The sequence below is a fragment of the Agromyces sp. CF514 genome, from assembly GCF_900113185.1.
GTDB lineage: Bacteria > Actinomycetota > Actinomycetes > Actinomycetales > Microbacteriaceae > Agromyces.
This window is the reverse complement of record NZ_FOZD01000001.1, coordinates 311,505-334,429: the sequence shown is the minus strand read 5'-3', so window position 1 is coordinate 334,429 and position 22,925 is coordinate 311,505. Positions and strand designations below refer to the sequence as shown.

Annotated in this window: 18 protein-coding genes; 5 read left to right on the top strand and 13 right to left on the bottom strand. The window is 72.2% G+C overall.

Features of this window, described 5'->3' with window-relative positions; genetic code table 11:
• Positions 1-159: 159 nt before the first annotated feature.
• Positions 160-3,237: a helix-turn-helix transcriptional regulator gene (locus BM342_RS01510; RefSeq protein ID WP_177232010.1), complete on the bottom strand. Its 3,078-nt coding sequence runs from the start codon at positions 3,235-3,237 to the stop codon at positions 160-162.
• Positions 3,238-3,409: 172 nt separating this feature from the next.
• Here BM342_RS01510 and BM342_RS01505 point away from each other — a divergent pair, with 172 nt between their 5' ends.
• Positions 3,410-3,895 carry a LysM peptidoglycan-binding domain-containing protein gene (locus BM342_RS01505; protein ID WP_177232009.1) on the top strand — a complete coding sequence of 162 codons (486 nt, stop codon included), beginning with the start codon at positions 3,410-3,412 and terminating at the stop codon, positions 3,893-3,895.
• A 232-nt stretch (positions 3,896-4,127) separates the two neighbouring features.
• Here the strand turns inward: BM342_RS01505 and BM342_RS01500 are convergent, their stop codons facing one another.
• Positions 4,128-4,841, bottom strand: coding sequence for a pyridoxamine 5'-phosphate oxidase family protein (locus BM342_RS01500; RefSeq protein WP_218154877.1), 714 nt, complete (start codon positions 4,839-4,841; stop codon positions 4,128-4,130).
• A gap of 45 nt (positions 4,842-4,886) precedes the next feature.
• Here BM342_RS01500 and BM342_RS01495 point away from each other — a divergent pair, with 45 nt between their 5' ends.
• Entirely contained in the window at positions 4,887-6,458 is a 1,572-nt protein-coding gene (locus tag BM342_RS01495; RefSeq protein ID WP_143109723.1) for a MocR-like pyridoxine biosynthesis transcription factor PdxR, read from the top strand.
• Positions 6,459-6,558: 100 nt separating this feature from the next.
• On the opposite strand, the gene BM342_RS01490 is transcribed toward BM342_RS01495, so the two are convergent.
• Both BM342_RS01490 and BM342_RS01485 read right to left on the bottom strand, forming a co-directional pair.
• Positions 6,559-6,774 carry a hypothetical protein gene (locus tag BM342_RS01490; protein ID WP_092963766.1) on the bottom strand — a complete coding sequence of 72 codons (216 nt, stop codon included), beginning with the start codon at positions 6,772-6,774 and terminating at the stop codon, positions 6,559-6,561.
• Positions 6,775-6,875: 101 nt separating this feature from the next.
• Positions 6,876-9,995, bottom strand: coding sequence for a glycosyl hydrolase family 95 catalytic domain-containing protein (locus BM342_RS01485; protein ID WP_092963765.1), 3,120 nt, complete (start codon positions 9,993-9,995; stop codon positions 6,876-6,878).
• Positions 9,996-10,171: 176 nt separating this feature from the next.
• On the opposite strand from BM342_RS01485, the gene BM342_RS01480 reads away from it, so the two are divergent.
• Complete coding sequence (locus tag BM342_RS01480; RefSeq protein WP_092963764.1) at positions 10,172-10,564, top strand: hypothetical protein; 393 nt, start codon at positions 10,172-10,174, stop codon at positions 10,562-10,564.
• Between the two features lie 84 nt (positions 10,565-10,648).
• Here the strand turns inward: BM342_RS01480 and efeB are convergent, their stop codons facing one another.
• The 3 genes from efeB to efeU form a co-directional block, all read right to left on the bottom strand.
• Entirely contained in the window at positions 10,649-11,974 is a 1,326-nt protein-coding gene (gene efeB, locus BM342_RS01475; RefSeq protein WP_092963763.1) for an iron uptake transporter deferrochelatase/peroxidase subunit, read from the bottom strand.
• A complete protein-coding gene (gene efeO / locus BM342_RS01470) occupies positions 11,974-13,179 on the bottom strand; it encodes an iron uptake system protein EfeO (protein ID WP_092963762.1) in 1,206 nt (401 codons plus the stop codon). Before efeO ends, efeB begins: the two co-directional genes overlap by 1 nt.
• Positions 13,180-13,241: 62 nt before the next feature.
• On the bottom strand, positions 13,242-14,177 hold the full coding sequence (gene efeU / locus BM342_RS01465) for an iron uptake transporter permease EfeU (RefSeq protein WP_092963761.1): 936 nt from the start codon (positions 14,175-14,177) through the stop codon (positions 13,242-13,244).
• A gap of 194 nt (positions 14,178-14,371) precedes the next feature.
• On the opposite strand from efeU, the gene BM342_RS01460 reads away from it, so the two are divergent.
• On the top strand, positions 14,372-16,555 hold the full coding sequence (locus tag BM342_RS01460) for a S9 family peptidase (protein WP_092963760.1): 2,184 nt from the start codon (positions 14,372-14,374) through the stop codon (positions 16,553-16,555).
• A 193-nt stretch (positions 16,556-16,748) separates the two neighbouring features.
• Here the strand turns inward: BM342_RS01460 and BM342_RS01455 are convergent, their stop codons facing one another.
• Both BM342_RS01455 and BM342_RS01450 read right to left on the bottom strand, forming a co-directional pair.
• On the bottom strand, positions 16,749-17,375 hold the full coding sequence (locus tag BM342_RS01455; RefSeq protein WP_092963759.1) for a dihydrofolate reductase family protein: 627 nt from the start codon (positions 17,373-17,375) through the stop codon (positions 16,749-16,751).
• A gap of 105 nt (positions 17,376-17,480) precedes the next feature.
• A complete protein-coding gene (locus tag BM342_RS01450) occupies positions 17,481-18,131 on the bottom strand; it encodes a hypothetical protein (RefSeq protein WP_092963758.1) in 651 nt (216 codons plus the stop codon).
• Between the two features lie 123 nt (positions 18,132-18,254).
• On the opposite strand from BM342_RS01450, the gene BM342_RS01445 reads away from it, so the two are divergent.
• Entirely contained in the window at positions 18,255-18,833 is a 579-nt protein-coding gene (locus BM342_RS01445; RefSeq protein ID WP_092963757.1) for a GIY-YIG nuclease family protein, read from the top strand.
• 8 nt (positions 18,834-18,841) lie between these two features.
• Here the strand turns inward: BM342_RS01445 and BM342_RS01440 are convergent, their stop codons facing one another.
• The 4 genes from BM342_RS01440 to BM342_RS01425 form a co-directional block, all read right to left on the bottom strand.
• Complete coding sequence (locus tag BM342_RS01440) at positions 18,842-19,774, bottom strand: EamA family transporter (RefSeq protein WP_255368449.1); 933 nt, start codon at positions 19,772-19,774, stop codon at positions 18,842-18,844.
• A 119-nt stretch (positions 19,775-19,893) separates the two neighbouring features.
• Entirely contained in the window at positions 19,894-20,880 is a 987-nt protein-coding gene (locus BM342_RS01435; RefSeq protein ID WP_092963756.1) for an epimerase, read from the bottom strand.
• The gene (arr, locus tag BM342_RS01430) at positions 20,880-21,290 is read right to left on the bottom strand and encodes an NAD(+)--rifampin ADP-ribosyltransferase (RefSeq protein WP_092963755.1); all 411 of its coding nucleotides are present in this window, start codon (positions 21,288-21,290) and stop codon (positions 20,880-20,882) included. The genes BM342_RS01435 and arr overlap by 1 nt, the downstream gene beginning before the upstream one ends.
• A gap of 42 nt (positions 21,291-21,332) precedes the next feature.
• Positions 21,333-22,880, bottom strand: a complete 1,548-nt coding sequence (locus tag BM342_RS01425) for an FAD-dependent monooxygenase (RefSeq protein ID WP_092963754.1) — start codon at positions 22,878-22,880, stop codon at positions 21,333-21,335.
• Positions 22,881-22,925 lie beyond the last annotated feature (45 nt).

The window sequence follows — 22,925 nt, the reverse complement described above, 5'->3', positions numbered from 1 at the left end:
GGCGCGCAGTATTCTCCCAGCGGATGTCGCGGCCGACGCCTCCGCTCGCTCACCCCTGTCGCTCGCACCCGACCCCACCGCAGAGCGTCAGCGCACGAGCCTCAGCGCACGAGCGTCAGAACACGAGCTTCAGAGCGCACGAGCGAGAGCGCAGGAGGGTCAGCGCAGGGCGCCCGCGCGGTAGGCAGCCTCGGTGCGGGTGGAGGCGCCGAGCTTTCGGAGGATCGCGGAGACGTGCACCGAGGCCGTCTTGCCGCTGATGTAGAGCCGCTCGCCGATCTGCCGGTTGCTGAGTCCTTCGGCGATGAGCTCGAGTACCTGTCGTTCGCGGGCCGTGAGCTCTTCGACGGCGGCGGCGACCTCGAGGGCGTCGGCCGTCGGGGATTCGGCGATGCTCGAACCGGCGGGCTCGCCCGCAACGTTGGCGGCCCGCGCGGCGACCGATGCTCGAACGGCCGCGCCGCCGCCGACGCCCTCGAGCGCGAGTCCGGCGGCCGACGCGACGCGAACCACCTGGTTCGTGACGGAGGTGACCCCGCCGGCGACCGCGCGCTCGTGCGCGGCCTGGAGGCTCGCCCGAGCGGCCGCACGGTCGCCGGTGGCGAGCTCTGCCTCGCCGAGGCGCTGCAGGGCGTACGGCGCGAGGAAGTGGTGGGCTGCGGGGTCGGCGGCGTGCTCGACGGCGGATCGCCATGCGCCCGCATCGGTGCCGGGCACCCCGGCGGCCGCAGGCGGGGCATCGGCTGCGACCGCGAGCTCGGCGTCGAAGAAGGCGCGCCAGATCGGGGCGGTGGGCCAGAACGACATGCGGTCGAGCAGCTCGACGAGCAGCGGCAGGCTCGACTCGACCTCGTCGCCGAGCGCCTCGGCGACCGCGTCGCCCCGGCGGTTTCGCACGGCGGCGACCGTGCGAGCGGCGACCCAGAGGAACGGCAGCGTGTACCCGGGCGGCAGGGTGTGCTCCTCGTCGAGGAGGATACGAACCTCGTGCCAGGCTCGCGCCGGGTCGGCCTGCGCCAGTGCGATCTCGGCTGCGACGCGCCCGACCCCGAGCCGCGTCTGCATCTCGGCCGCCATGACCCGGGACATCGACGGGCGCAGCGCGCGGTGCATCTCGGAAGCGCGGTCGACCTCGCCGCGCCAGAGCGCGGTCCACATGCGGGCCCGGTTCAGGTAGACCGTGAACGGCAGCGGGGGGTCGAGTGCCAGGGCGCGCTCGGTGAGGAGCTCGGCGCGTTCCCACTCGCCGACGGCGAGCAGCGGGTCGACGGCGTTCGACGCGAGGATCACGCCTGAACTGCGTTCGACGCCCTGCTCGCGGGCGCGCTCGAGGCCTTCTTCGGCGAGGCGGATCGCCGCGTGGAAGTCGCCGATCAGGTAGTAGAGGTCGGAGGCGTTCACCCAGTAGCGGAGCAGCGCGGGACCGTCGTCTCCGGCGAGCTCGTGCGCCCGTTCGAGCAGGTCGAGCCCGCCCTGCACGTCGCCCGCCGCCGCGCGGCTGATGCCCGAGATGTTCGTAGCGGTGGACGCGAACCTCGGGTTGCCGAGGCGCTCGGCCGCCTGGAGCGCGCGCTCGGAGACCTCGATCGCGTCGTCGAGCCGGGACTCGATCATGAACCGGCCCGCGAGCGCGATGAGCACGGTGGTGCGCAGTTCGTCGCGACCCTCGTCGCCGAGCGCCTCGAGCGCCTGTTCGAGCAGGGGGATGGACCCCTGGCGGCCGACGTTGGCCAGGTAGAGGCCCACGTCGCGCAGCAGCCGGGGGTACTGGGGGTCGTCGCGGGCGCACTCTTCGAGTGCGGCCCGCACGAGGGCCAGACCGCGTTCGCCCTCGCCCGCGTTGCGCAGGTGCGAGGCCGTTCGGCCCATGAGCTCGAGCTTGCTCATCTTCGCCGTCGCCTCGGGGTCGGGCACGACGTCCCAGAGGCCGAGGGCGCGTTCGCCCAACTGCGCGGCTGAGCCGTACGCCGCGGCAGCGCGAGCCTCGGCCATGGCCTTGAGGGTCGCGGGGAACGCCCGGGCCGCGTCGTTCGCGCCGAGCCAGTGGAAGGAGATCTCGGCGGCCAGGCGCCTGGTGCCCTGCGCAGCGTCTTCGTAGGCGCGCGCGTAGCGACCGTGGAAACGGGCGCGCTCGCCGGGCAGCAGGTCGGCGAGGATCGCCTCGCGTACCAGCGCGTGCCGGAACGCGTACTCGTCGCCCTCGATCGTGAGCACGCCCCCGAGCACCGCTTCGCGGGCCGCGGAGTCGATGCCCTCGTCGGTGCCGTCGTGCACGGCCACGAGCAGGGCGTGCGGCACCCGGACGCCGCCGATGGAGATGAGGCGGAGCAGTTGCTGCGTGGAGTCGGACAGTGCCTCGTACCGGGCGAGCAGCAGATCGCGGAGCGTCTCGGGCACCTCGGCGTCGTCGCGGCAGCCGTCGAGGCCGATGAGCTCCTCGATGAGGAACGGCACGCCGTCGCTGCGACGCACGATGGTCTGGACCGACTGCGTGGTCGGGTTGACGTCGTCTGGCATGAGCGACGCGACGAGGGCCTCGGCGTCGTCGGAGGCGAGCCTGGCGAGCTCGCGGCGATCGACCCAGCGGTCGCGGTCGGCCTCGGCGAGGAACGCCCGCACCGGGTGGCCCCGCGTGACGTCTTCGCTGCGATAGGTGAGCACCGTGAGCACACGGCTCGACCCGAGCGCTCGCATGAGGAACCGCAGCAGTGCGAGGCTCGCGGCGTCGATCCAGTGCAGGTCTTCGAGCACGAACACGATGGGCTGGTCGTGCGACAGCGTCTCGAGCAGCACGGCGATCGCCTCGTGCAGCTGCCCTGCGGCGGTGTCGCCGCGGATCGCGCCTGCGGTGCCTGCTCGGGCCGCATCGAGATCGGCCCCTTCGAGCCCCGCGGATGCCGCGAGCTCGGGCAGCAGCGCGATGAGGGCCGCCCGACCGGGGCCGACCGCCTCGAGCACGCGTTCGGCGCCCTCGTCGAGGACGAGGGCGCGGAGTGCCGCCTTGACGGGCGCGTAGGGCGCGGCCACCGTACCGAGATCGACGCACTGGCCGACCACGAACCGCGCCCCGTCGCCGACCTGCCTGGCGAACTCGCGCACGAGCCTGGTCTTGCCGATGCCGGCCTCGCCGCCGATGATGACGGTGAACGGCGCACCGGTTCGAACCTCGTCGAGGGCGGTGAGGAGCCTCGAGAGGTCGGCGTCCCGGCCGATCATGGCCGGCGCAGACGTGGTCACCTGTTCATGCTGCCACGGCCCACCGACACTCGCGCGGGCGTTCGCCGACCGCGGAGAACCGATTCGGAAGGACTCTTGCGCGAACGCGCGGCATCCGCGAGTCTGGCTGACGGTGCGCCCCGAAGGAGGGGCACCGAACGACAGGCCCGGGCGACGGGCGGACGGGGGTGGCATGCATCGACGACTCGGCGGTGCAGCGGCATCCGCACTCGTGATGGCGGCCGGCACGACCCTCGTGTTCAGCGCCTGCGCGCCGACGCCGACGCCGCCGCCCGTGACGATCATCGCGACCGTCACCGCCACGCCGGAGCCGGCACCCGAACCGACGCCGATGCCGACTCCGGTCGCCGAGGCGCCCGCCGAACCGGCGCCCGCGCCGGCACCCGCTCCGGTGCCGAACGAGCCCGCCCCGGTGATCGAGCCCGGACCTGCGGTCGACCTGGGCGCCCGCGACGGGGCGAACGGCACGCCCGTCGTCGACGGAACGGGCATGCCGACGAGCTATACGGTCGTGTCGGGCGACAGCTTCTTCGACATCGCCCAGCGCTTCGACCTGCCGCAGCAGCAGTTGCTGCGCATGAACCCGCAGGTGCACGACTTCGGCGAGGCGGTCTACATCGGCGACGTCATCAACCTCGACTGGACGAAGACGGGCTGAGCGCCGGCGGCATCGGGCAGCGGCACCGGGCAGCGCGACGGCCGGCCGCCTCTGCGACCGGCCGCGGCACGGGTTCAGCGGGCGAGCGTCGGAGTGCGGCGGTAGCCGTCGCGGGAGAGGTCGACGAAGGTCGAAGCGACCCCGGCGACCGCGAGAACCGCGAGCGCGATCAGGAACACGAACATGGCGCACCTCCTTCCGAACGATCTCGACCCCGGGCATTCCCCAAGGCCTATGGCAGTCTGCGATCCGGGGCCGGCGGCGTCGTCAGAGCGACCACCGAATCCGGCGTCGGGGCGTGCACCGACGTGAGCGCCGAACGCTCGGGTGCTCCCCAGGTGCGCGTCAGCGGTACGACGCCGGCCCAGACGTCGTGGTCCTCGCCGTCGTCGGGCGCCTCGGAGACGCCGGCCGCACGCACCTTCATGACCACGTCGTCGAGCTTCAGGCGCAGCACGCGCGTGGCCGCGACCTCCTTGCGGACCATGGCGCGCACCTCGGCGGGGCGCCCCGGCATGAGCCGTTCGGACAGCGCGAGCAATGCCTCGTCGGCCTCGACTCCGTCGACCGCCTCGAGCACGCCGTAGACCACCGCGCTCCGGTAGTTCATCGAGCTGTCGAAGAGCGAGCGCGCGTAGACGAGCCCGTCGAGCGCCGTGACGGCGAAGGCGACCGTCGACCGCTCGGCCGCGGCGCGCAGTGCGAAGCCGCCGCCGGTCGATCCGTGCACGAGCACGTGGTCGCCGACTCGCGCGAAGCCCATGGGCACGACGATCGGCGTGCCGTCGACGACCGCGGCGAGGTGTCCGACCAGCTCTTCGTCGAGCAGGGCGTCGACGGCGGCGCGGTCGACGACCTGGCGCTCGGAGAGTCGGCGGATGCGGCGGAGGGAGCCCTGCCCGGTGGTGTCGGGCACCGGGTCGGTGAGGAGGTCGGAGGTCATCATGGTGCCCAGTCTTCGCCTCCACTGGACTTGCATACAGTCCAGTTCGTGCAACACTGTGCATACCAGTTCACGATCGGAGGGCACATGGACGGCCCGCTCCTCGCCATCGACCGCCTCGACGAGCGACCGGTCGTCGAGCAGATCGTCGAGGCCATGCGCGACGCGATCCTCACGGGCGCGCTCCGACCCGGCGACCGCGTCGCCTCGACCCGCGTGCTCGCCGCCGAGCTCGGCACCGCCCGCAGCTCGGTCGTGAGCGCCTACGAGCAGCTCGCCGGCGAAGGGTACGTCGAACTGCGCCAGGGCGCGCCGACGCTCGTCGCCCAGCTCGGCGGGCGCACCGACGCCGGCCATGGAGCGACGGATGCCGCGCGCAGGCGCCGACCCGCGGCATCCGCCGCTCCGGCGATCGAGCGCTCGCCCGCGGGCCGCGCCGAACGAACCGCGGGCGCGCTCGGCGCGAGGCCCGCACCCCGACTCGACCTGCGGCCGGGCCGCCCGTCGGTCACCCGCCTCGACGAGCGGGCGTGGCGATCGGCCTGGCGACATGCTGCGGCGGCCGAGGTGCCGGTCGACGATCCGCCGCGGTTCGGCGAACCGAGGCTGCGCGCCGCGATCGCCGAGCACGTGCGCCACGCCCGGGGCTTCGCATGCGACCCCGACGACATCGTCGTCACGGCGGGGACGAGCGAGGCCGTCGGCCTCATCGGCACGGCGCTGGGCGACCGCCTCGGCGCGCGCCCGCTCGTGGCCGTCGAGGATCCGGGCTACCCGAACGCGCGCCAGGTGCTCGCGCGGGCGGGCGCCGACCTCGTGCCGATCCCGGTCGGCGAGCACGGCCTGCGGCTCGACGCCCTGCGAGGCCTCGACCGCCCGGCCGATGCGATCCTCGTGACGCCCAGCCACCAGTACCCGCTCGGCGGCCGCCTGCCCGTGGCCGCCCGCCTCGACCTGCTCGAGCACGCGCGCCGCACGGGTGCCGTCGTGCTCGAGGACGACTACGACAGCGAGTTCCGCCATGTCGGGCCGCCCATGCCCACGCTCGCGTCGCTCGACGGATCCACGGCCGATGCGGACGCCGCCGTCGAGGCGCGCGAGAACCGCCGCGTGGTGCTCATCGGCAGCTTCTCGAAGGTCATGACCCCGTGGTTGCGCCTCGGCTACGCGGTGCTCCCCCACGACGAAGCCCTGCGCGCCGCGATCGCGGTCGTGCGCGAGGAGAGCCCCTCGCCCGTGCCCGGCATCGTGCAGCTCGCCGTCGCGCACCTGCTCACGACGGGCGTGCTGCGGCGGCACATCGCCGCGACCCGACGCGACTACGCCCACCGTCGGAAGCTCGTGCTCGCCGCGCTCGGCGACCTGCCGGGCACGCAGCTCGTCGGCCTCGACGGCGGGCTGCACGCCGTGCTGCGGCTGCCGGGTCACGACGCCGTCGACGCCGTGACGCGCCGACTGGACGCGGCCGGCATCGCGGTCGCACGCCTCGACGAGTACTCGGCCTCGGCCGGCGACGGGCAGCCGGGCATCGTGCTCGGCTACGCCGGCGTCGGCGACCGCGAGCTCGCCGACGCGCTCGCGCTCCTGCGTGCCGCGGTGCTCGCCGCGCCTGCCGGCTGACGGGCGGCCGTTCTCCGGTCGCCGCCGACGACGCGCCCATGCGCGCCGCGTGGGACCGGCGAGTCGTGCTCCTGATCCGGAGTTCGGCCGCCCCGCGAGTTCAGAACGCGACCCGGGGCGACCGCGGAAACCGGGGCCACCGGCCGCGCCGGCTCGCCCGCGCGCGCTGCGCCTCGACGATGAGCGTGGTCGCCTGCTCGGCGTCGGCCTGTGCGCGGTGTTCCGACACGAGCCGGTGCCGTGCGGCGATCGCCTCGGAACGCCCGGCATCGGCCGCGTACTGGTCGAGTGCGATCATGGCTGCTGCGTGGTCCATGGGGTTCCTCCGAGGTTCGCTTCGTGGTCACGAATCTCCTCTCTGAGGTGCATGCCCCCCATCGGACGATCGCCCTATTCCGAGGCGGCGCAGCTGAGTCCTCAGGTTCGGGATGCCTCGAAGGGAACCTCCTCGGTGATGTAGTGGCCCCCCGTGCCGTCCCAGTGGTATGCGGCCACCGTTGCGGATCCGGCGGGGATCGAGGTCTCGCGCGTGGCGAACACGTGGAACGCCGAGGCGCCGGGCTGCACCTTGGTCGCCTTGAACGTGCCCCACTCGGTCGTCAGGCGGATGTCCGCCCACACGTTGCCCGTGTTCTTCGCCCGGACGGCGAGCTGCACCTTCCCGGCGATGCGTCGGGGCTCGGCCGTCGACGTGACCTCGAGGTCGATCGGCGGCCTGGGCGACTCGGGGACGACCACTCGGCGTTCGCCGTTGACGACGACCGTCACCGGCCCCGTGCGCCGGGTGCGGTCGGCGAGGATGCGGTACTCGGTGACCTCGCCGTCGACCCACGCGAGGTCGACGCGGTAGCCGCCGCGAGCGCGCAGGCCGCTGAACGAGCCACGGGCCGCCCATGCGGCCGGCAGGGCGGGGAGCAGCCGGATCGTGCCGTCGTGGCTCTGCAGCAGCAGTTCGACGAGCGCCCCCGTCATGCCGAAGTTGCCGTCCATCTGGAACGGCGGATGCGTCGCCCACAGGTTCGTGAGCGTGTTGTGGCGGAAGAGCCCGCGCACCATCGTGTACGCCTTCTCGGGCTCGCCCAGACGCGCGAACAGCGCCGTGCGCCACGGCCAGGTCCACGAGCGCCGGCTGTCGCCGCTGACCGAGTCGACGGTGATGGCGCCGCCGTCGGGCACCCCGCAACGGGCGTTGAGCGAGACCAGCGCGGCCGCCGCGAGCTCGGGCGTCTGCTCGACGGTGATCTGGTGGCCCGGATACACCGCGAAGAGGTGCGAGGTGTGGCGATGCAGCGCGTCGATGCCGTTCGCCGATCCGGTGCGCACGTCGCGGTCGGCCTGCCATTCCTGCAGCTGTCCCCAGCTCCCGATCCGGTTGCCCGCGAGCTTGCCCAGCATCTCGGCGACCTCGTCCTGGAAGGCGGTGTCGACGCCGAGCACGGTCGCCATCTCGAGGTAGTCGGTGAACAGCTCCCAGATGATCTGCTGGTCGTGCATGACCCCGTCCTCGCGCGGACCCTGCTCGGGCGACCAGCCGTTCGGCGCGTAGAGCCTGCCGTCGGACTTCTCGACGAGCTCGTGCTGCCAGAACCGGCAGATCTCCTTCACGAGCGGGTAGTACCGCGCGAGGAACGCGGCGTCCTGCGAGAACTTCCAGTGCTCGAAGAGGTGCAGGGCGTACCAGGCGCTGGAGATGGTGTTCCACTCCCAGCCGTTGCCGCCGAAGATGCTCTGGCTGGTGCGCGCGGTCCATCCGGGCACGTCCTGGCCGAAGGCGTTGCGGGTCGCGACCCGACTCGGCACGGCGACCTGCTCGATGAAGTGGGCGAGCGCCTCGTGGCTGTCGCCCAGGTCGGTGGTCTCGGCCGCCCAGTAGTTCATCTGGACGTTGATGTTCGTGTGGTAGTCCGACCCCCAGGCCGGCTGGTTCTCGTTGTTCCACAGGCCTTGGAGGTTCGCGGGCAGCCCGTCGCGACGCGACGACGACGCGAGCAGGTACCTCCCGAAGTGGAAGTGCAGCTGCTCGAGCTCGGGATCCGCCGCGGTGCCGTCGGAGTAGCGCACGAGCCGCTCGTTCGTGGGCAGCGCGACCACGGCGTCGTCCGAGACGCCCCAGTCGACCGCGACCCGCCCCATGACCTCCCCGAGATTCGCCGCCGCCGCGTCGAACAGGCTCTCGAACGATCGCGACGCGAGCCCGTCGAGGGCGCCGGCCGCGGCGGCCGCGGGAGCGATGCCCGATCGCCAGCCCGCCGCCGCGTCGAGCTTGTAGTCGGTGCGCAGGTCGATGCGGAGCTCGAGCGTGTGCACGCCCGAGACGGCGATCGACGTGCCCGCCCTGCTCGCCGTGCCGCCCTCGACGAGCACCCGCACCTCGGCGGCGTGCCTGAGGTGGTTGCGCATCTCGCCCGCGAACGACAGGCGGTCGCCCGCTTCGGCGGCGACGGTCGCAGGGGCGGTGATGGGGTTGTCGCCGGTCTGGGCCGACGCGAGCGAGACCGTGCCGGTGAGGCCGGCGGGGTCGTCCGTGCGGTACCTGATCACCAGCACGTCGTCGGCACGGCTCGCGAACGCCTCGCGCACGTGGCGGCCGGCGTCCGTCGAGTAGGTCGTGGAGTGCAGGCCGGTCATCGGGTCGAGGAAGCGGCGGTAGTCGGCGGGCACCGGGCCCTGTCCGCCGGCGAACGCGACGCCCGCGAGCGCGATCTCGGCGACCTGGAAGTGACTCGTCCCGAGCTTCGGCACGAAGACGAACCGGTAGTACCGGTACGCGGTCGTGTTCGACGCCGTGAACTCGAGCTTCTGGGCTCGCGCCGTGAAGGGCGTCGACGCATGCTGCCGGGTGTCGATCGCGGTCCACGTGCTGCCGTCTTGGGAGGCTTCGAACCTCCAGTCCTGCGGGTCGCGTGCCGGCACGTCGTTCGCGCTGGTGAACGAGTAGGCCGAGACGACCTTGGGCTCGGGCAACGCGACCTTCCAGGTCAGCTGCCACGCCGTGGTGCCGTTGCCGGGTGCGATGACGCACCACTTGGAGCTCGGCGACCCGTCGTAGGTCTTCGCCTCGGTCTCGTTCCCGGAGGAGTTGACTCCGCCCCCCAGGTCCGCCGTGACGACGGGCGGGGGCACGGCCGCGCCGAGCACCACCTCGAGTTCGCCGAAGTTCCGGTAGGAGCCGAATCCGGTGACGCCGGTGTCGTACGCGCCGTCCCAGTCGTTGGCGCCGCCCCACAGGCTCTGCTCGTTCAGCTGGATGCGGTCCCGGTCGACGCCCGCGTAGAGCATGGCACCGAGTCGCCCGTTCCCGATGGGCAGTGCGGAGGTCGACGTGAGGCGATCGCCGGTGCCGGTGGTCACCCAGCCCGTCGACGGCAGCCGGTACCAGAGCGACCTGCGGGGCACGGGCGGAACCTCGAGCACGCCCGGAGCAGCGGTGGGCACGGCGGCACCGGCGGAGCCGGGTGCGGCGGTCCAGGTCGCGAGGAGTGCGCCGGCCGCACCGCCTGCGATGAGGAATCCGCGACGCGAAAGGGCCAGGGTCATAGGGCTGTCCACAAAGATCTCCGTCTCTTCGTTGGGAGGAGTGCACCCGAGTCAAACATCCGATGTGTAGCGGGCGCAACCCCGAAAAATCGAACGTGAGCTGCGTTTGCAGCAGAACACATCAGACGTATGGCGGTCTCGGTGAACGCCCGTGCGGCACCCGATAGGGTCGGCGCATGGATGTCGCGACGGTCACCCTCGAGCCCTGGAGCCCGTGGCCGCTCCTCTTCCCGCTGCTCGCCGTCGTCGCCGGGGCGGCGCTCACCTTCCTGGGGCAGCTGCGCGGCCGTCGGTGGATGCGGGACATCGGCGCGATCGTGCTCGTCGCCGGCGGACTCACCGCGGTGCTCCTGCTCGCGTTCCTCTCCGGCACGTGGGACCAGGCGCAGCGCAAGGACGCCCTCATCGACCTCGGCTACGAGCAGCCGACGTTCGGCGGCGGCACCGGCATCGTCGGCGGGCAGCCGGGCGACATCGACTTCACTGCGGTGCGCGACGGCGAGCCCGTCACCGGCACGCTGCAGTGGCAGGGCGACGACCAGTGGCTGGTCGTCGAGGGCTCCGGCTGAGCGTCGAGGGCTCCGGCTGATCGGCAGCCCGCCGGTTCAGGCCTCGAGGCCGGCCGAGGTCGGCCGAGGCCGGCCGAACGCGGCTCAGGCGAAGAGCGCCTGCCCCACGTACTCCCCCGAGCGGATGCCGCCGGGCACCGCGAAGATCGCCGAGCCGACGTGCTTGAGGTACTCGTTGAGCCCGTCGGCCGCGAGGCTGCGCTGCACGGTGATGAACTGCTCGGGCGAACGCTGGAACGACAGGAAGAACAGGCCCGCGTCGAGGCGCCCGAGCTCGTCGTTGCCGTCGACGAAGTTGTAGCCCCGGCGCAGCATGCGCACGCCGCCGTTCACCGTGGGGTGCGCGAGCTTCACGTGCGAGTTCGTGTCGATGAGCTGCGCTCCGGTGGGTCCCTCGGCCTCGAAATCGGGCTCGGTGAACTCGGTTCCTCCTGAGAGCGGTGCGCCGGACCCCTTCGCCCGGCCGACGAGCATCTCCTGCTCGCCGAGCTGCACGCGGTCCCAGTTCTCGATGATCATGCGGATGCGTCGGGCCACGAGGTACGAGCCGCCCGCGAGCCACGCGGGATCGTCGGATGCCGCGACCCACACCTGCTCGGAGACATCCGTCGTCTCTTCAGCCTTGATGTTCGCCGTGCCGTCCTTGAAGCCGAAGAGGTTGCGGGGCGTCTGCTGCGAGGTCGACGTCGACGACGTGCGGCCGAAGCCGAGCTGCGACCAGCGCAGGCTCGCTCGCCCGAACGCGATGCGGCTGAGGTTGCGGATCGCGTGCACGGCGACCTGCGGGTCGTCGGCGCACGCCTGGATGCAGAGGTCGCCCCCGCTGCGCTCGGGCTGCAGCGCATCGCCCTGGAATCGCGGCAACGGCTGCAGACCGGCGGGGCGGCGGGCGGCGAGGCCGAAGCGGTCGACCCCGTCGGCATCGCCGAACAGGCCGGGGCCGAAGCCGAACGTGATCGTCAGGCCCGAAGCGGGCAGGCCGAGCGCCTCGCCGGTGTCGACCGGAGGCGCGTAGTCGGACCCGCCGACCGCGCCGCCCTCGACGACCTCGAGCCCCTGCGTGAGGCGCGCCGCGGCATCCGTCCAGTCCTGCAGCAGCTCGATGAGCCCGGCGCGGTCGAGCGTGGTCGACACGTCGAAGGCGGCGAAGTGCAACCGGTCTTGGGCTGCCGTCACGATGCCCGCCTGGTGCTCGCCGTAGAAGGGGTAGACGGATGCCGCGCCGCTGCCGGCCGCGTTCGCCGCACCGGTCGACATGGCCACGCCGACGCCGGCCGCACCGGCGGCGACCCCGACCGCCGCACCCGCCGCGCCCGCGCCGAACAGCCCGAGCAGGTGTCGGCGGCTGACCCCGGACTGGGGATCGGCGGCGGCCTGCTCGGGCTGGTCGGGTGCTGCGGGTACGGTCATCAGACCCCGAGGATAGTGCTGGTCAGCTGGGAGAGCGGCTCCGAGAGCGCGTTGACCTGGTCGCTCAGGGCCTTCTTGTCGGCGTCGGTCAGCTCGGCGTAGTTCACGAAGCCCTCGTCGAGCGAGCCGTAGGTGGCGAGCAGGTCGTTCAGCGCACTGAACTGCGCGTCGATCTCGGCTGCGAGCGCCGTGCCCTCGTCGCCCTTCGACTCGGCGAGCGCGCGCACCGCGCCGAACGCGACGTACGCGCCCTGCACGTTGGCCTGGAAGTCGTAGAGGTCGGTGCCCGACCACCAGTCCTCTTCGCCGGTGATCTTGCCGGCGGCGACCTCGTCGAGCAGCGCGATCGCGCCGTTCGAGATGTCGGCGAGGCTGACCGCGAAGTCGTCGGCCGTGACGAGCTCGTGCAGCTGGGTCACGTTCTCGACGAGGCCGTCGGCGTACGCCTGGCGCTCCTCAGGGGTCGAGGGCGCCCAGTCGAGGAACGCGTCCTGGCCGTCGGAGTTCAGGTCGCCCGGGGCCGGCGGCCAGAGGTCCTTCTCGATGCGGTGGAAGCCGGTCCAGTCGATGCCGTCGGCCACGGCGTCGACCTCGCGGAAGTCGATCTTCGGGTCGAGGTCGCCGAACGCCTCGGCCGTGGGCTCGATGCGCTCGTAGGGCACGCGGGTCGTCGCGAAGAGCGCGCGAGCCGTCTCGTCGTCGCCCGCGGCGTAGGCATCGGCCAGCTGCTGCACGAGCGGGAGCAGCTCGGAGGTCTGCGAGCGCACGTACGCGAGGTACTCGGTCACGGCCTGGTCGCTGAGCGCCTGCTCGTCGGACGAGACCTTCGAGGCCTCCCCCGAGACGGTGAAGGCGGCGAGTCCGATAGGTGCGCCCACCTGCTGGAACTTGCAGGCCGTGTAGTAGTCGCCGGGTTCGAGCTGCGCGACGAAGTCGACCGTCTGGCCGGGCGTGATGTTCTCCTTCTCGCCCACGATGCGCAGCTGGTCGTCGGCGAGGATCTCGAACTCGTTGACGTCGGAACCCGTGTTCTCGAGCGTGAAGGTCACGGCGCCCGCGTTCGCGGTGTCGACCGCGACGGCGCATCCGTCATCGGTGATGTCGACGGCGATCGCCTCGGCGAGGTCGGCCTTGGCCACGCATCCCGAGAGGGCGAGCGCGAACATCGTCGCGGTGGCGGATGCCGCGAGGACACGTCGGTTCATTGGTGCTCCTGATCTGGGTGGGGGTGAAGTGCGAATGCGGTGCTGCGGATGCCGCGGGCCGGTCAGGTGGCGTCGGCCGCGGCGGGTGCGATGGTCGGTGCCGGTGCGATGGTCGGTGCCGGCGCCGCGGCCGGAGTCGGAGCCGGTGCGGAGGACGCCGTGACGGCTGCTGCCGAGGCCGCCGCCCGCGCACGGCTGCGTCGGCGCAGCATGAGCAGGTACAGCGGCACGGTGATGGCGACGTAGGCGACCCAGGCGAAGACCTGCGCCCACGTCGGCTCGGGCGAGAAGTTGAAGATGCCCGCGAGCACGGTGCCGTACCAACTGCCGGGCGGCACGATGGCGACGAGGCTGTAGGCCGACGTTCCCCAACCCGGGATGACCGAGGCCTCCTGCAGGTCGCCGATGCCGTAGGCGAGCACGCCCGCGGCGACGAAGATCAGGAACAGGCCGGTCCAGGTGAAGAAGCGGCCGAGGTTGAAGCGCACGAGCCCGCGCGAGATGCCCCACGAGATGACGACCGCGGTGAGGATGCCGAGCACGGCGCCGAGCGTCGCGAAGAGCGGGTCGCTGCCGCCGGCGGCGTTGGCCCAGACGAAGAGCGCGGTCTCGATGCCCTCGCGGCCGACCGAGACGGCCCCGAGCACGACGAGGGCGAACCACGAGCGGTCGATCGCGGCGTCGACGCTGCTGCGGAGCTCCTTCGAGAGCGCGGCACCGTGCGTGCCCATCCAGAAGGTCATCCAGGTGACCATCGCGACGGCGACGATCGAGAGCACGCCGCCGAGGATCTCCTGCGCCTGGAACGTCATCGCGTACGGACCCCACGTGAGGGCCGCGCCGACGCCGAGGGCCACGGCGATCGCGAGTCCGATGCCCAGCCAGAGCCGGCCGAGCAGGTCGCGGCGGCCGAGCTTCGCGAGGTACGCGACCAGGATGCCGACGACGAGGCCGGCCTCGAGGCCTTCGCGGAGGCCGATCAGGTATGTCGCGAGCACAGACGTCTCCAAGGAGAAAACAGGGGGTGGGTTGAGCTAAGGCTAGCCTTACTTCGCGCGATTGCAAGTTCGGATTCCTCACCAAGGCCGACGCACGGCCGGCGCACGGCCGGCGCACGACGGGTTTCGTGAGTGCCTCCGCCCGCCACCGGCATCCGCTGGGCACCTCGGGGCGATGCGCGTAGCGTGGACCCGTGCTGACTCCGCCGAAGACTCCGAAGCGCCCCACCGAACGCACGCACCACGGCGACACCGTGGTCGACCACTACGAGTGGCTGCGCGCGAAGGAGGATCCCGAGGTGCTCGCGCACCTGCACGAGGAGAACGCGTACACGAACGCGCGCACCGAGCACCTCTCGCTCCTGCAGGAGCAGCTCTTCGAGGAGATCCGGGCCCGCACGAAGGAGACCGACCTCTCGGTGCCGACCCGCGAGGGCGACTGGTGGTACTACACGCGCACCGTCGAGGGGCAGCAGTACGGCATCCACTGCCGGGCGCCGATCGCCGGCCCCGACGACTGGGAGCCGCCCATGCTCGAAGCTCCGGATGCCGCGGGCGGGCCCGATGCGACGGCCGCCCCGGGTGCCCCGGCCTCCGTGTCCCTGCCCGGCGAGCAGGTGCTCCTCGACGACAACGTCGAGGCCGAGGGCCACGAGTTCTACTCGCTCGGCAGCTTCGACATCACCCCCGACGGGTCCACGCTGCTCTACGGCACCGACGTCGAGGGCGACGAGCGGTACACGCTGCGCCTGCGCGCGCTCGACGACAGCGGCCGCGAGTTCGACGACGTCATCGAGGGCACGGCGGGCGGCGCGACGTTCGACCCCTCCGGCCGGTTCGTCTTCTACGCGACCGTCGACGAGTCGTGGCGGCCCGACACGATCTGGCGCCACGAGGTCGGCACCGCGGCACCCGACGACGTCAAGGTCTTCCACGAGCCCGACGAGCGCTTCTGGCTCGGCGTCGGGGTCACGCGCAGTCGCCGCTACCTCGTGATCGAGGCGGGCTCGAACATCACGAGCGAGACGCGCCTGCTCGACGCCGACGACCCGACGGGCGAGTTCCGCGTCGTGTGGCCGCGCAAGGACGGCGTCGAGTACGACGTCGAGCACGTCGTCGCCGGCGGCAAGGACCGCCTGCTCATCGTGCACAACGACGGCGCCGTGAACTTCGAGCTCGTGAGCGTCGCGGCCGCCGACCCCGGGGGGCCGCGTCGCATGCTGCTGCCGCACAGCGAGGCCGTGCGGATCGAGGGCGTCGACGCCTTCCGCGACTTCGTGGCGCTCGAGTACCGACGCGACGGCCTCTCGCGCGTCGCGATCGCGAAGCTTCCGGCCGCCGGGATCCCCGCCGACGCCACTCCAGACGACACCCTGCACGAGCTCGCCTTCGACGAGGAGCTGTTCGCCGTCGGCCTGCGCGGCAACCCCTCATGGGAGCAGCCCCTGCTGCGCCTCGGGTACACGAGCTTCGTCACCCCGTCGACCGTGCTCGACCTCGTCGTGGCGACCGGCGAGCGTCGCCTGCGCAAGCGCCAGGCCGTGCTCGGCGACTACGACGCCACCCGCTACGCGCAGCGCCGCGAGTGGGCGACGGCGAAGGACGGCACCCGCATCCCGATCTCGCTCGTCTACCGGCACGACCTCGTCGACCTCGGCGAGCCCGCGCCCACGCTGCTCTACGGGTACGGCTCGTATGAGGCATCCATGGACCCCGGGTTCGGCATCCCCAGGCTCTCGCTGCTCGACCGCGGCATGGTGTTCGCGATCGCCCACGTGCGCGGCGGCGGCGAGATGGGCCGGCTCTGGTACGAGCACGGCAAGAAGCTCGAGAAGCGCAACACCTTCACCGACTTCGTGGCGGCGGCCCGGCACCTCATCGAGCAGGAGATCACGGCCCCCGACCGGCTCGTCGCGCAGGGCGGCAGCGCCGGCGGCCTGCTCATGGGCGCCGTCGCGAACATCGCCCCGAAGTACTTCTCGGGCATCCTCGCCGAGGTGCCCTTCGTCGACCCGCTGACCTCGATCCTCGACCCGTCGCTGCCACTCACGGTCATCGAGTGGGACGAGTGGGGCAACCCGCTCGACGACGAGGAGGTGTACCACTACATGAAGTCGTACTCCCCCATCGAGAACGTGCACGAGACGCACTACCCGCCGATCCTGGCGGTCACGTCGCTGAACGACACTCGCGTGCTCTACGTCGAGCCCGCCAAGTGGGTCGCCCGCCTTCGCGAGGTCGGGGCCGACCCGCTGCTCAAGATCGAGATGGCGGCCGGGCACGGCGGCGTCTCTGGCCGCTACTCGGCGTGGCGCGAGCGCGCGTTCGCCTACGCGTGGGTCATCGACAAGGCGGGGGCGCACCCGAGCGGCGAGTAGCCGGCCGGCACCGGGTGCCCGGCGCGCGGCCACGCGTCACCTCCGGTGCCGCACCCGACCCGTCGACGCCACGTCAGGCATTCGCGCACTGCTCAGGCCGATCCCGCGGCGTTCGTCCTGAGCTGCGTACGACTGCCTGAATCGGATGCCGCGGCGAGCCACTCCACGAGCGGATGCCGCGGCATCCGCTCGCTCAGCGCACCACCTCGTACGTGATGTGCGTCGCGAGCGGTGTCGCGAGCACGTCGATCGGCCGGAGCGCGATGCCGTCTTCGCCGCCGACCGTCACCCCGTCGAAGAGCCGTTCGCCGGCGCCGAGGGTGATCGGCGAGACACTCAGCACGAGACGGTCGAGCAACCCGGCGAGCAGCGCCTGCCGCACCGTGCTCGCGCCGCCCGCGATCGAGATGTGCCCGTCGGGGCCGGCCGCCTCACGGGCTCGCCGGAACGCCTCCTCGATGCCCCCGGTCACGAAGTGGAACGTCGTGCCGCCCTCCATCTCGACCGGTTCGCGCTCGTAGTGCGTGAGCACGAACACGGGCGAGTGGTAGGGCGGGTCCTCGCCCCACCACCCCTTCCACTCGTCGTCGGGCCAGTCGCCGCGGATCGGCCCGAACATGTTGCGCCCCTGGACGACGGCGGCCACGCCCAGGATCGTGTCGATGATCGGCTGGCTGGAGTCGGGGTCGTCGAACATCCAGGCGTGCAGGCTCTCGCCGCCCTCGCCCAGCGGGTTCTCGAGGGTCTGGTTCGGCCCGGCGACGAAGCCGTCGAGCGAGATGGTCAGGGTCGCGACCACGAGGCCGTCGTCGATGCTCATGCGCGCGACGCTACTCCGGGCCGCCCACACCGTGAAGACCAGTCCTCGCGGAGTTCGGGCGACCAGTCGGGGTGCGTTCGGCGCCGTGACGGGCGCGGGCGACCGCTACCAGCCGCCGAAGGCGTCGTCGAGCGCGTCGCGCTCCTCGCGCCGCTGCCGCACCTCGTCGAGGTCCTTCAGCAGGTCGAACGCGACACCGGCCATGCGGTCCTCGCGCTCGGCGATGTAGGTCTCATCGACCTCGATGTCGGGCCAGTCGCGCGCGAGACGCTGCTCGATCGCGTCGGAGAGCTCGGCCCAGGCGTCTTGGCGGGCCCGCTCGGCGAACTCGGCGAGGTACTCGGGATCGCCCCGCAGCTCGCCGAGTCGCGCCGCGACGGCCTCGTTGACGCGCTCGCGCAGCCGCAGGTTCCACGAGTCAGAGCGGTGGTAGTCGTGCTGGTGCGCCGATCGCCCCTCGCGCTTGGCCGCCGACTCGCGCTCGGTCTCTGCCCACTCGGCGACCTGGTCGAACTCGTGGATGAGCTCGCGCAGCACCTCGCGGGCCTCGGCCGACGCCCGGTCGGCGTCGAACGGCTCGTCGCCGCGCAGCGCGCGCACGATGATGCGGTTCTTCAGGGCCATGCGTCCGGCGGCCTCGGCCACCAGGAGGCCTTCGTTGTAGGTCTCTTCGAACGTCAGCGGCTCGGCCTCGGGCAGGGCGCTGCGGTCGAACGGCTTGAACCGTCGACGCTTGCGCTTGCCCCACCACGCCATGCCGTTCGCCTCGCTTTCGAACGCCTGCTTTCGACGGTCCGTTCGGTCGAAGATCGAGCCTACCGCGGGCGGGTGACGCGGCGGCAGCCCGCCGGTGTGGGTGGTGCGACGTAGCGTGCAGGCATGGATCGAGCGGATGCCGCGGGCAGCACCTGCGGACTCCTCGACGCGTCGGGCGCGGCGTGCGGGGCTCCTTCGGCGGCCCCGCAGCTGCGGCTGTGCGCCTCGCACCTGCTCGAGGCCTACGAACTCGTCGCCGCCGAGGTCGGCGTGACCGACCTCGCCCCCTCGCCCTGCCCGGCCTGCGGATGCCGGGTGGGCGTGCGCTACCCGTCGGGGTGGCTGTGCGCCGACTGCGAGTGGCGTCTGGGCGAGGCGCCCGACGGCGACCTGGACCCCGTGCGCGTCGAGGTCGTCTACTACGTCCGGTATCGCGACCAGGTCAAGATCGGCACGTCCGCGAACCCCCGACAGCGGCTCGCGAGCATCCCCCACGACGAGGTGCTCGCGTTCGAACCCGGAGGGCGACGCCTCGAGCAACGCCGGCATGCGCAGTTCGCCGAACGCCGGTTCGCGGGCACCGAGTGGTTCGCAGCACACGACGAGCTGGCAGAGCACATCGCCGAGTTGGCCCTCGGCGTCGACGACCCGTGGGCGCAGTACGACCGCTGGGTCAGCCGACGACACGCGGTGCGTGGCTGACGGCGGGCCTAGGCCATACCCTCCGCGGTCTGCTCGAGGTCGGACTTCGGCCGGTCGCGCTGGGTGGCGATCGCCGTGCCTGCAGCCCCGCAGACGATCGCGATCGCGACGACCTCGACGAGGGTGAACGTCTCGGAGAGCACGAGCCAGCCGAAGATCGCGGCGATCACCGGCCCGAAGCTCGTGATGATCGCGTAGAGGCGCGGCGTGATGCGCCGCAGGATGAACGTGTCGAGGCTGTACGGCAGCGCCGACGACAGCACGCCGACCCCGAGCAGCAGCAGCACGACGCCCCAGTCGAACGCGCTCGCGTCGAAGGTCGCGATCGCGAACGGCACGAGCAGCGCGAGGCTCACGATGCTCGCGACGGTGAGGCCCTCGAGTCCGGGCAGGCCGACGGCGACGCGTCGCGTCAGCAGGATGTACAGCGCCCAGGTCGCGGCGGCCGTCAGCGCGAGGGCGACGCCCCAGGGGTCGATGGCCGCGGCATCCGAGGATCCGGGTCCGATGAGCAGCACCACGCCGAAGCCCGCCGCGAGCGCGCAGACGCCGTCGAGCCAACGCCGCGAGGTCGCGAGCGCGATCGCGAGCGGACCGAGGAACTCGATCGTCGCCGCGATGCCGAGGCCGAGCAGGTGCACGGCCTCGTAGAACGAGACGTTCATGACCGCGAGCACGACGCCGAGTGCGATGGCGGGCCACAGTCGCGACCAGGTGAGCTCGGCCCGCTTCGGCCGATAGAACGGCAGCACGGCCACGAGCATCACGAGCTGGCGCACCGCGACCACGACGAACGAGCCGACCACCGGAATGACGAGGCCCGCGAGCGACGAACCGAAGTTGATCGACACCTCGGTGCCCAGCTGCGTCGCGGCGCCCGTGAACCGGCGGCGCTGCAGCGCGGCATCCGTCATGGTCGTGTGGTCGCTCTCGTTCGGCACCAGACGACGATACGTGCAATTCCGAGGGGCGGATGCCGCGGGCGCCCGTTCTGCGCGACGCAGCCGTTCCGACCGCCGCTCGGCGCGAAGGGCAGGCGGTGCGCGGTGCGCGGGATCGCTCAGCGAGCCGTCGCGTCGTCGATCGCCGCGCGCAGATCCGGGTACCGGAACGCGAAGCCGGCATCGGCGAGGGCGCCCGGCACGACCCACCGGCTCTTGAGGACCAGCTCGGGCTCGGTGCGCAGCGCCCACATCGCGGGCTCGAGCATCCACCGCCAGGCCGGCAGTCCGACGCGCGCGCCGACGCTCTCGCGCATGAGCCGCATCACGGTGCGGTTGTCGGCGGGCTCTGGGCTCGCGAGGTTCACCGGCCCCGAGAGGTCGGTCCGCTCGCGGAGGAACCGGATCGCCTCGACGACGTCGTCGAGGTGGATCCAGCTGAACTTCTGGAACCCGCGCGTGCGATGCCCCCGGCTCCGGCCGTCGCCGGTCGGGTGCGGTCCGATGCCCCGGTAGCGGCGGTGGGGGAACCACCAGCCGTCGATCTGCGGCCCGCCGAGTCCGACGCGGGCGAGGGTGGCCAGGGTGTTCGTGGCCGGACCATCGCCCACCACGATGGCCATCCTGAGGGCGATGCGACGGGTCCGCGGCAGCGCGCCGTCGAAGAACTCCCGCTCCCACTCGCGCGCGACGTCGACCGAGAACCCCTCGCCGTACTCGCCATCGGCCTCGGTGTTCGGGCGATCCATGGCGTGCCGGTAGATCGTCGCGGTCGATGCGTTGAACCAGACCGACGGAGGGTCGGCGACCGAACCGACGGCCGTGCGCAACGCGCGCGTGGTGTCGACGCGCGACCGCAGGATCTCGTCTCGATTCGCGTCGGTGTAGCGGCAGTTCACGGACTTGCCCGCCATGTTCACGAGCACGTCGGATCCGTCGATCGCCGCGGCGATGCCGGCCGTGTCCGACCAGGTGAGCTCGCCCGAGCGCCCGATGCGCCGCACGACGTAGCCGTCGTCGATGAACGATCGGACGATCGCCGCCCCGACGAATCCGCTCGCGCCCGCGACCACCGCCACCGGCTTCTGCGGCGTCGGCTCCCCCATCAGTTGATGATCTCGCCCCGCGCATCGGCGGCGAGCTCGGCCAGCCGGTCCCTCCACGTCTGGAGCGCCTCTGGCGTCAGCCGCGTCCAGTCGACGATCTCGCCCACGACCCGGAGCGGCGCGCTGCTGCGGTACGAGCGGGTCGGGTTGCCCGGGAACTTCTTGTCGGTGACGTTCGGGTCGTTCTCGAACGGACCCGTCGGCTCGACCTCGTAGACCCGCGGCTCGCCGTCGCCGGCCGCGAGCTCGGCGGCGAGCCCGGCGCCGTCGCGCAGCGCCGTGAAGTAGATGTGGTTCATCACGACCTCGGGTCGGTAGTTCGACCGATACCCCGCCGTCAGGAGGTCGCCGACCCCGAGATCTGCCTTCGTGCCGTGGTAGAACGGCCCATCATCCAGCGCTTCGTCCACTGCGCCAGTGTAGGCCGCCGACCCTCGGCGGCGGGGCCCAGCTCAGCGACCGGCCAGCCTGGCCCGAGCCGCCTCGAGCGCGGCGCCGGTCGCGGGCGAGGGCACCTCGGCGACGACGAAGCCGTCGCGTCGCACGAGGTAGAGGCGGTCGTGCCGGAGGCGCCGGCGGGGATCGCCGCCGAACGCGTGCCCGTCGACACCGAGTTCCCGGGCGACCCGCTGCACCGCGCGATCCGGCACGCCGTAGCCGTGCACCTGCCACCGCATCGCCCGCAGCGCGTCGAAGTTGTCGCCGGTCCACGGCAGGCGCACGCCGAGCACGCCGTCGTCGGGTCGCCTCGGCTGCACGGCGACCTCCGGCATCCGATACCGGATGCGGGTCTGCGACACGAAGCCGAACGCGCGCGGCAGGCCGACCAGGCGCGGGAGCACGCGCACCGCAGCGGGTCCGACCAACGGGATCACCCGCGAGCGAACCGACCTCGCCACCGGTGAGTCGCTCGTCACGAGCCCGAACAGCCGATCGGTCGTCTCGACCAGGGTCTTGCCGACCGGGCGACGCTCGGCCTCGAACCGGTCGAGCCGCGATTCGGGCATGCCGCGCTCGAGCACGTCGGCGAGCGCGCACGCGAGGTTGTGCGCATCCTGCAGGCCGGTGTTCATCCCCTGCCCGCCGACCGGCGAGTGGATGTGCGCGGCATCGCCGACCAGGAAGCACGGCCCTTCGCGGAAGCTCGCCGCGAGCCGGTGGTGCAGTCGGTAGGTCGTGAACCAGGCGGACTCGTCGTACTCGACCCCGAACTCACGGCGGAACACCGCGCGCGACTCCGCTTCGGACGCCTTGCCGTCGGCTCCGAGATCCTCGTCGCGCACGACCCCGATCAGCCGCGCACGGTCGCCGCCCATGCCGAACCCGAGCATGAGGTGCCGCTCGCTCACCCGCACGTTGATCGCCTGCGGCTCGAGGCCGCGCGCGCCGACGGCGTCTGCGAGCGTGAAGGTGAACGCGTTCGTCTCGCCCTCGAACGGGATGCCGAGCGCGCGCCGCACCGTCGAGTGCGCGCCGTCGGCCCCGATGCAGTAGCGGGCCCGGACCGCGAGCGTTTCGCCCGCCTTCGACAGGGTCGCGATGACGGACGATGCAGGCTCGCCCCCGTCCACCGGCTCGCCTCGCGCGACCTCGAGCCGGTCGAGGCGGTGCTCCCACCTCACCTCGCGCCCGAGCTCTCCGAGGGCGTCGACGAGGAGCCGCTCGTTCGCGGACTGCTCGAACACCGTGATCTCGGGGAACGGCGTGACGTCGCGACCCGCCAGCGCGAGGTCGAGGCGGCCGAGCTCCCGATGGCCTGCGCCCGGGATGAACGTCGTGGCGGGCGAGCGCCGTTCGAGCACCCGATCGACGAGTCCGAGCTGGTCGTACAGCTCCATCGACCGCGCCTGCACGACGAGCGCCCGGGACTCCACGGTGGGGCCGGCCTTGCCGTCGACCACGATCGCATCGACGCCGAGCCGGGCCAGGCAGACCGCCGCCATGAGACCGCTGGGGCCGGCCCCCACGATCAGCACGTCGGTTCGAACCTCGCGGCTCATGGGTTCCACTCTCGCACCGGCGAAGCCCTCGGTGCCAGACTCTCA

Bases quoted from the DNA above. Each gene is read 5' to 3' on its own strand.
- BM342_RS01505 (WP_177232009.1), top strand. From the start codon at position 3,410: ATGCATCGACGACTCGGCGGTGCAGCGGCATCCGCACTCGTGATGGCG.
- BM342_RS01500 (WP_218154877.1), bottom strand. From the start codon at position 4,841: ATGATGACCTCCGACCTCCTCACCGACCCGGTGCCCGACACCACCGGG.
- BM342_RS01490 (WP_092963766.1), bottom strand. From the start codon at position 6,774: ATGGACCACGCAGCAGCCATGATCGCACTCGACCAGTACGCGGCCGAT.
- BM342_RS01485 (WP_092963765.1), bottom strand. From the start codon at position 9,995: ATGACCCTGGCCCTTTCGCGTCGCGGATTCCTCATCGCAGGCGGTGCG.
- BM342_RS01480 (WP_092963764.1), top strand. From the start codon at position 10,172: ATGGATGTCGCGACGGTCACCCTCGAGCCCTGGAGCCCGTGGCCGCTC.
- efeB (WP_092963763.1), bottom strand. From the start codon at position 11,974: ATGACCGTACCCGCAGCACCCGACCAGCCCGAGCAGGCCGCCGCCGAT.
- efeO (WP_092963762.1), bottom strand. From the start codon at position 13,179: ATGAACCGACGTGTCCTCGCGGCATCCGCCACCGCGACGATGTTCGCG.
- BM342_RS01455 (WP_092963759.1), bottom strand. From the start codon at position 17,375: ATGAGCATCGACGACGGCCTCGTGGTCGCGACCCTGACCATCTCGCTC.
- BM342_RS01450 (WP_092963758.1), bottom strand. From the start codon at position 18,131: ATGGCGTGGTGGGGCAAGCGCAAGCGTCGACGGTTCAAGCCGTTCGAC.
- BM342_RS01445 (WP_092963757.1), top strand. From the start codon at position 18,255: ATGGATCGAGCGGATGCCGCGGGCAGCACCTGCGGACTCCTCGACGCG.
- BM342_RS01435 (WP_092963756.1), bottom strand. From the start codon at position 20,880: ATGGGGGAGCCGACGCCGCAGAAGCCGGTGGCGGTGGTCGCGGGCGCG.
- BM342_RS01425 (WP_092963754.1), bottom strand. From the start codon at position 22,880: ATGAGCCGCGAGGTTCGAACCGACGTGCTGATCGTGGGGGCCGGCCCC.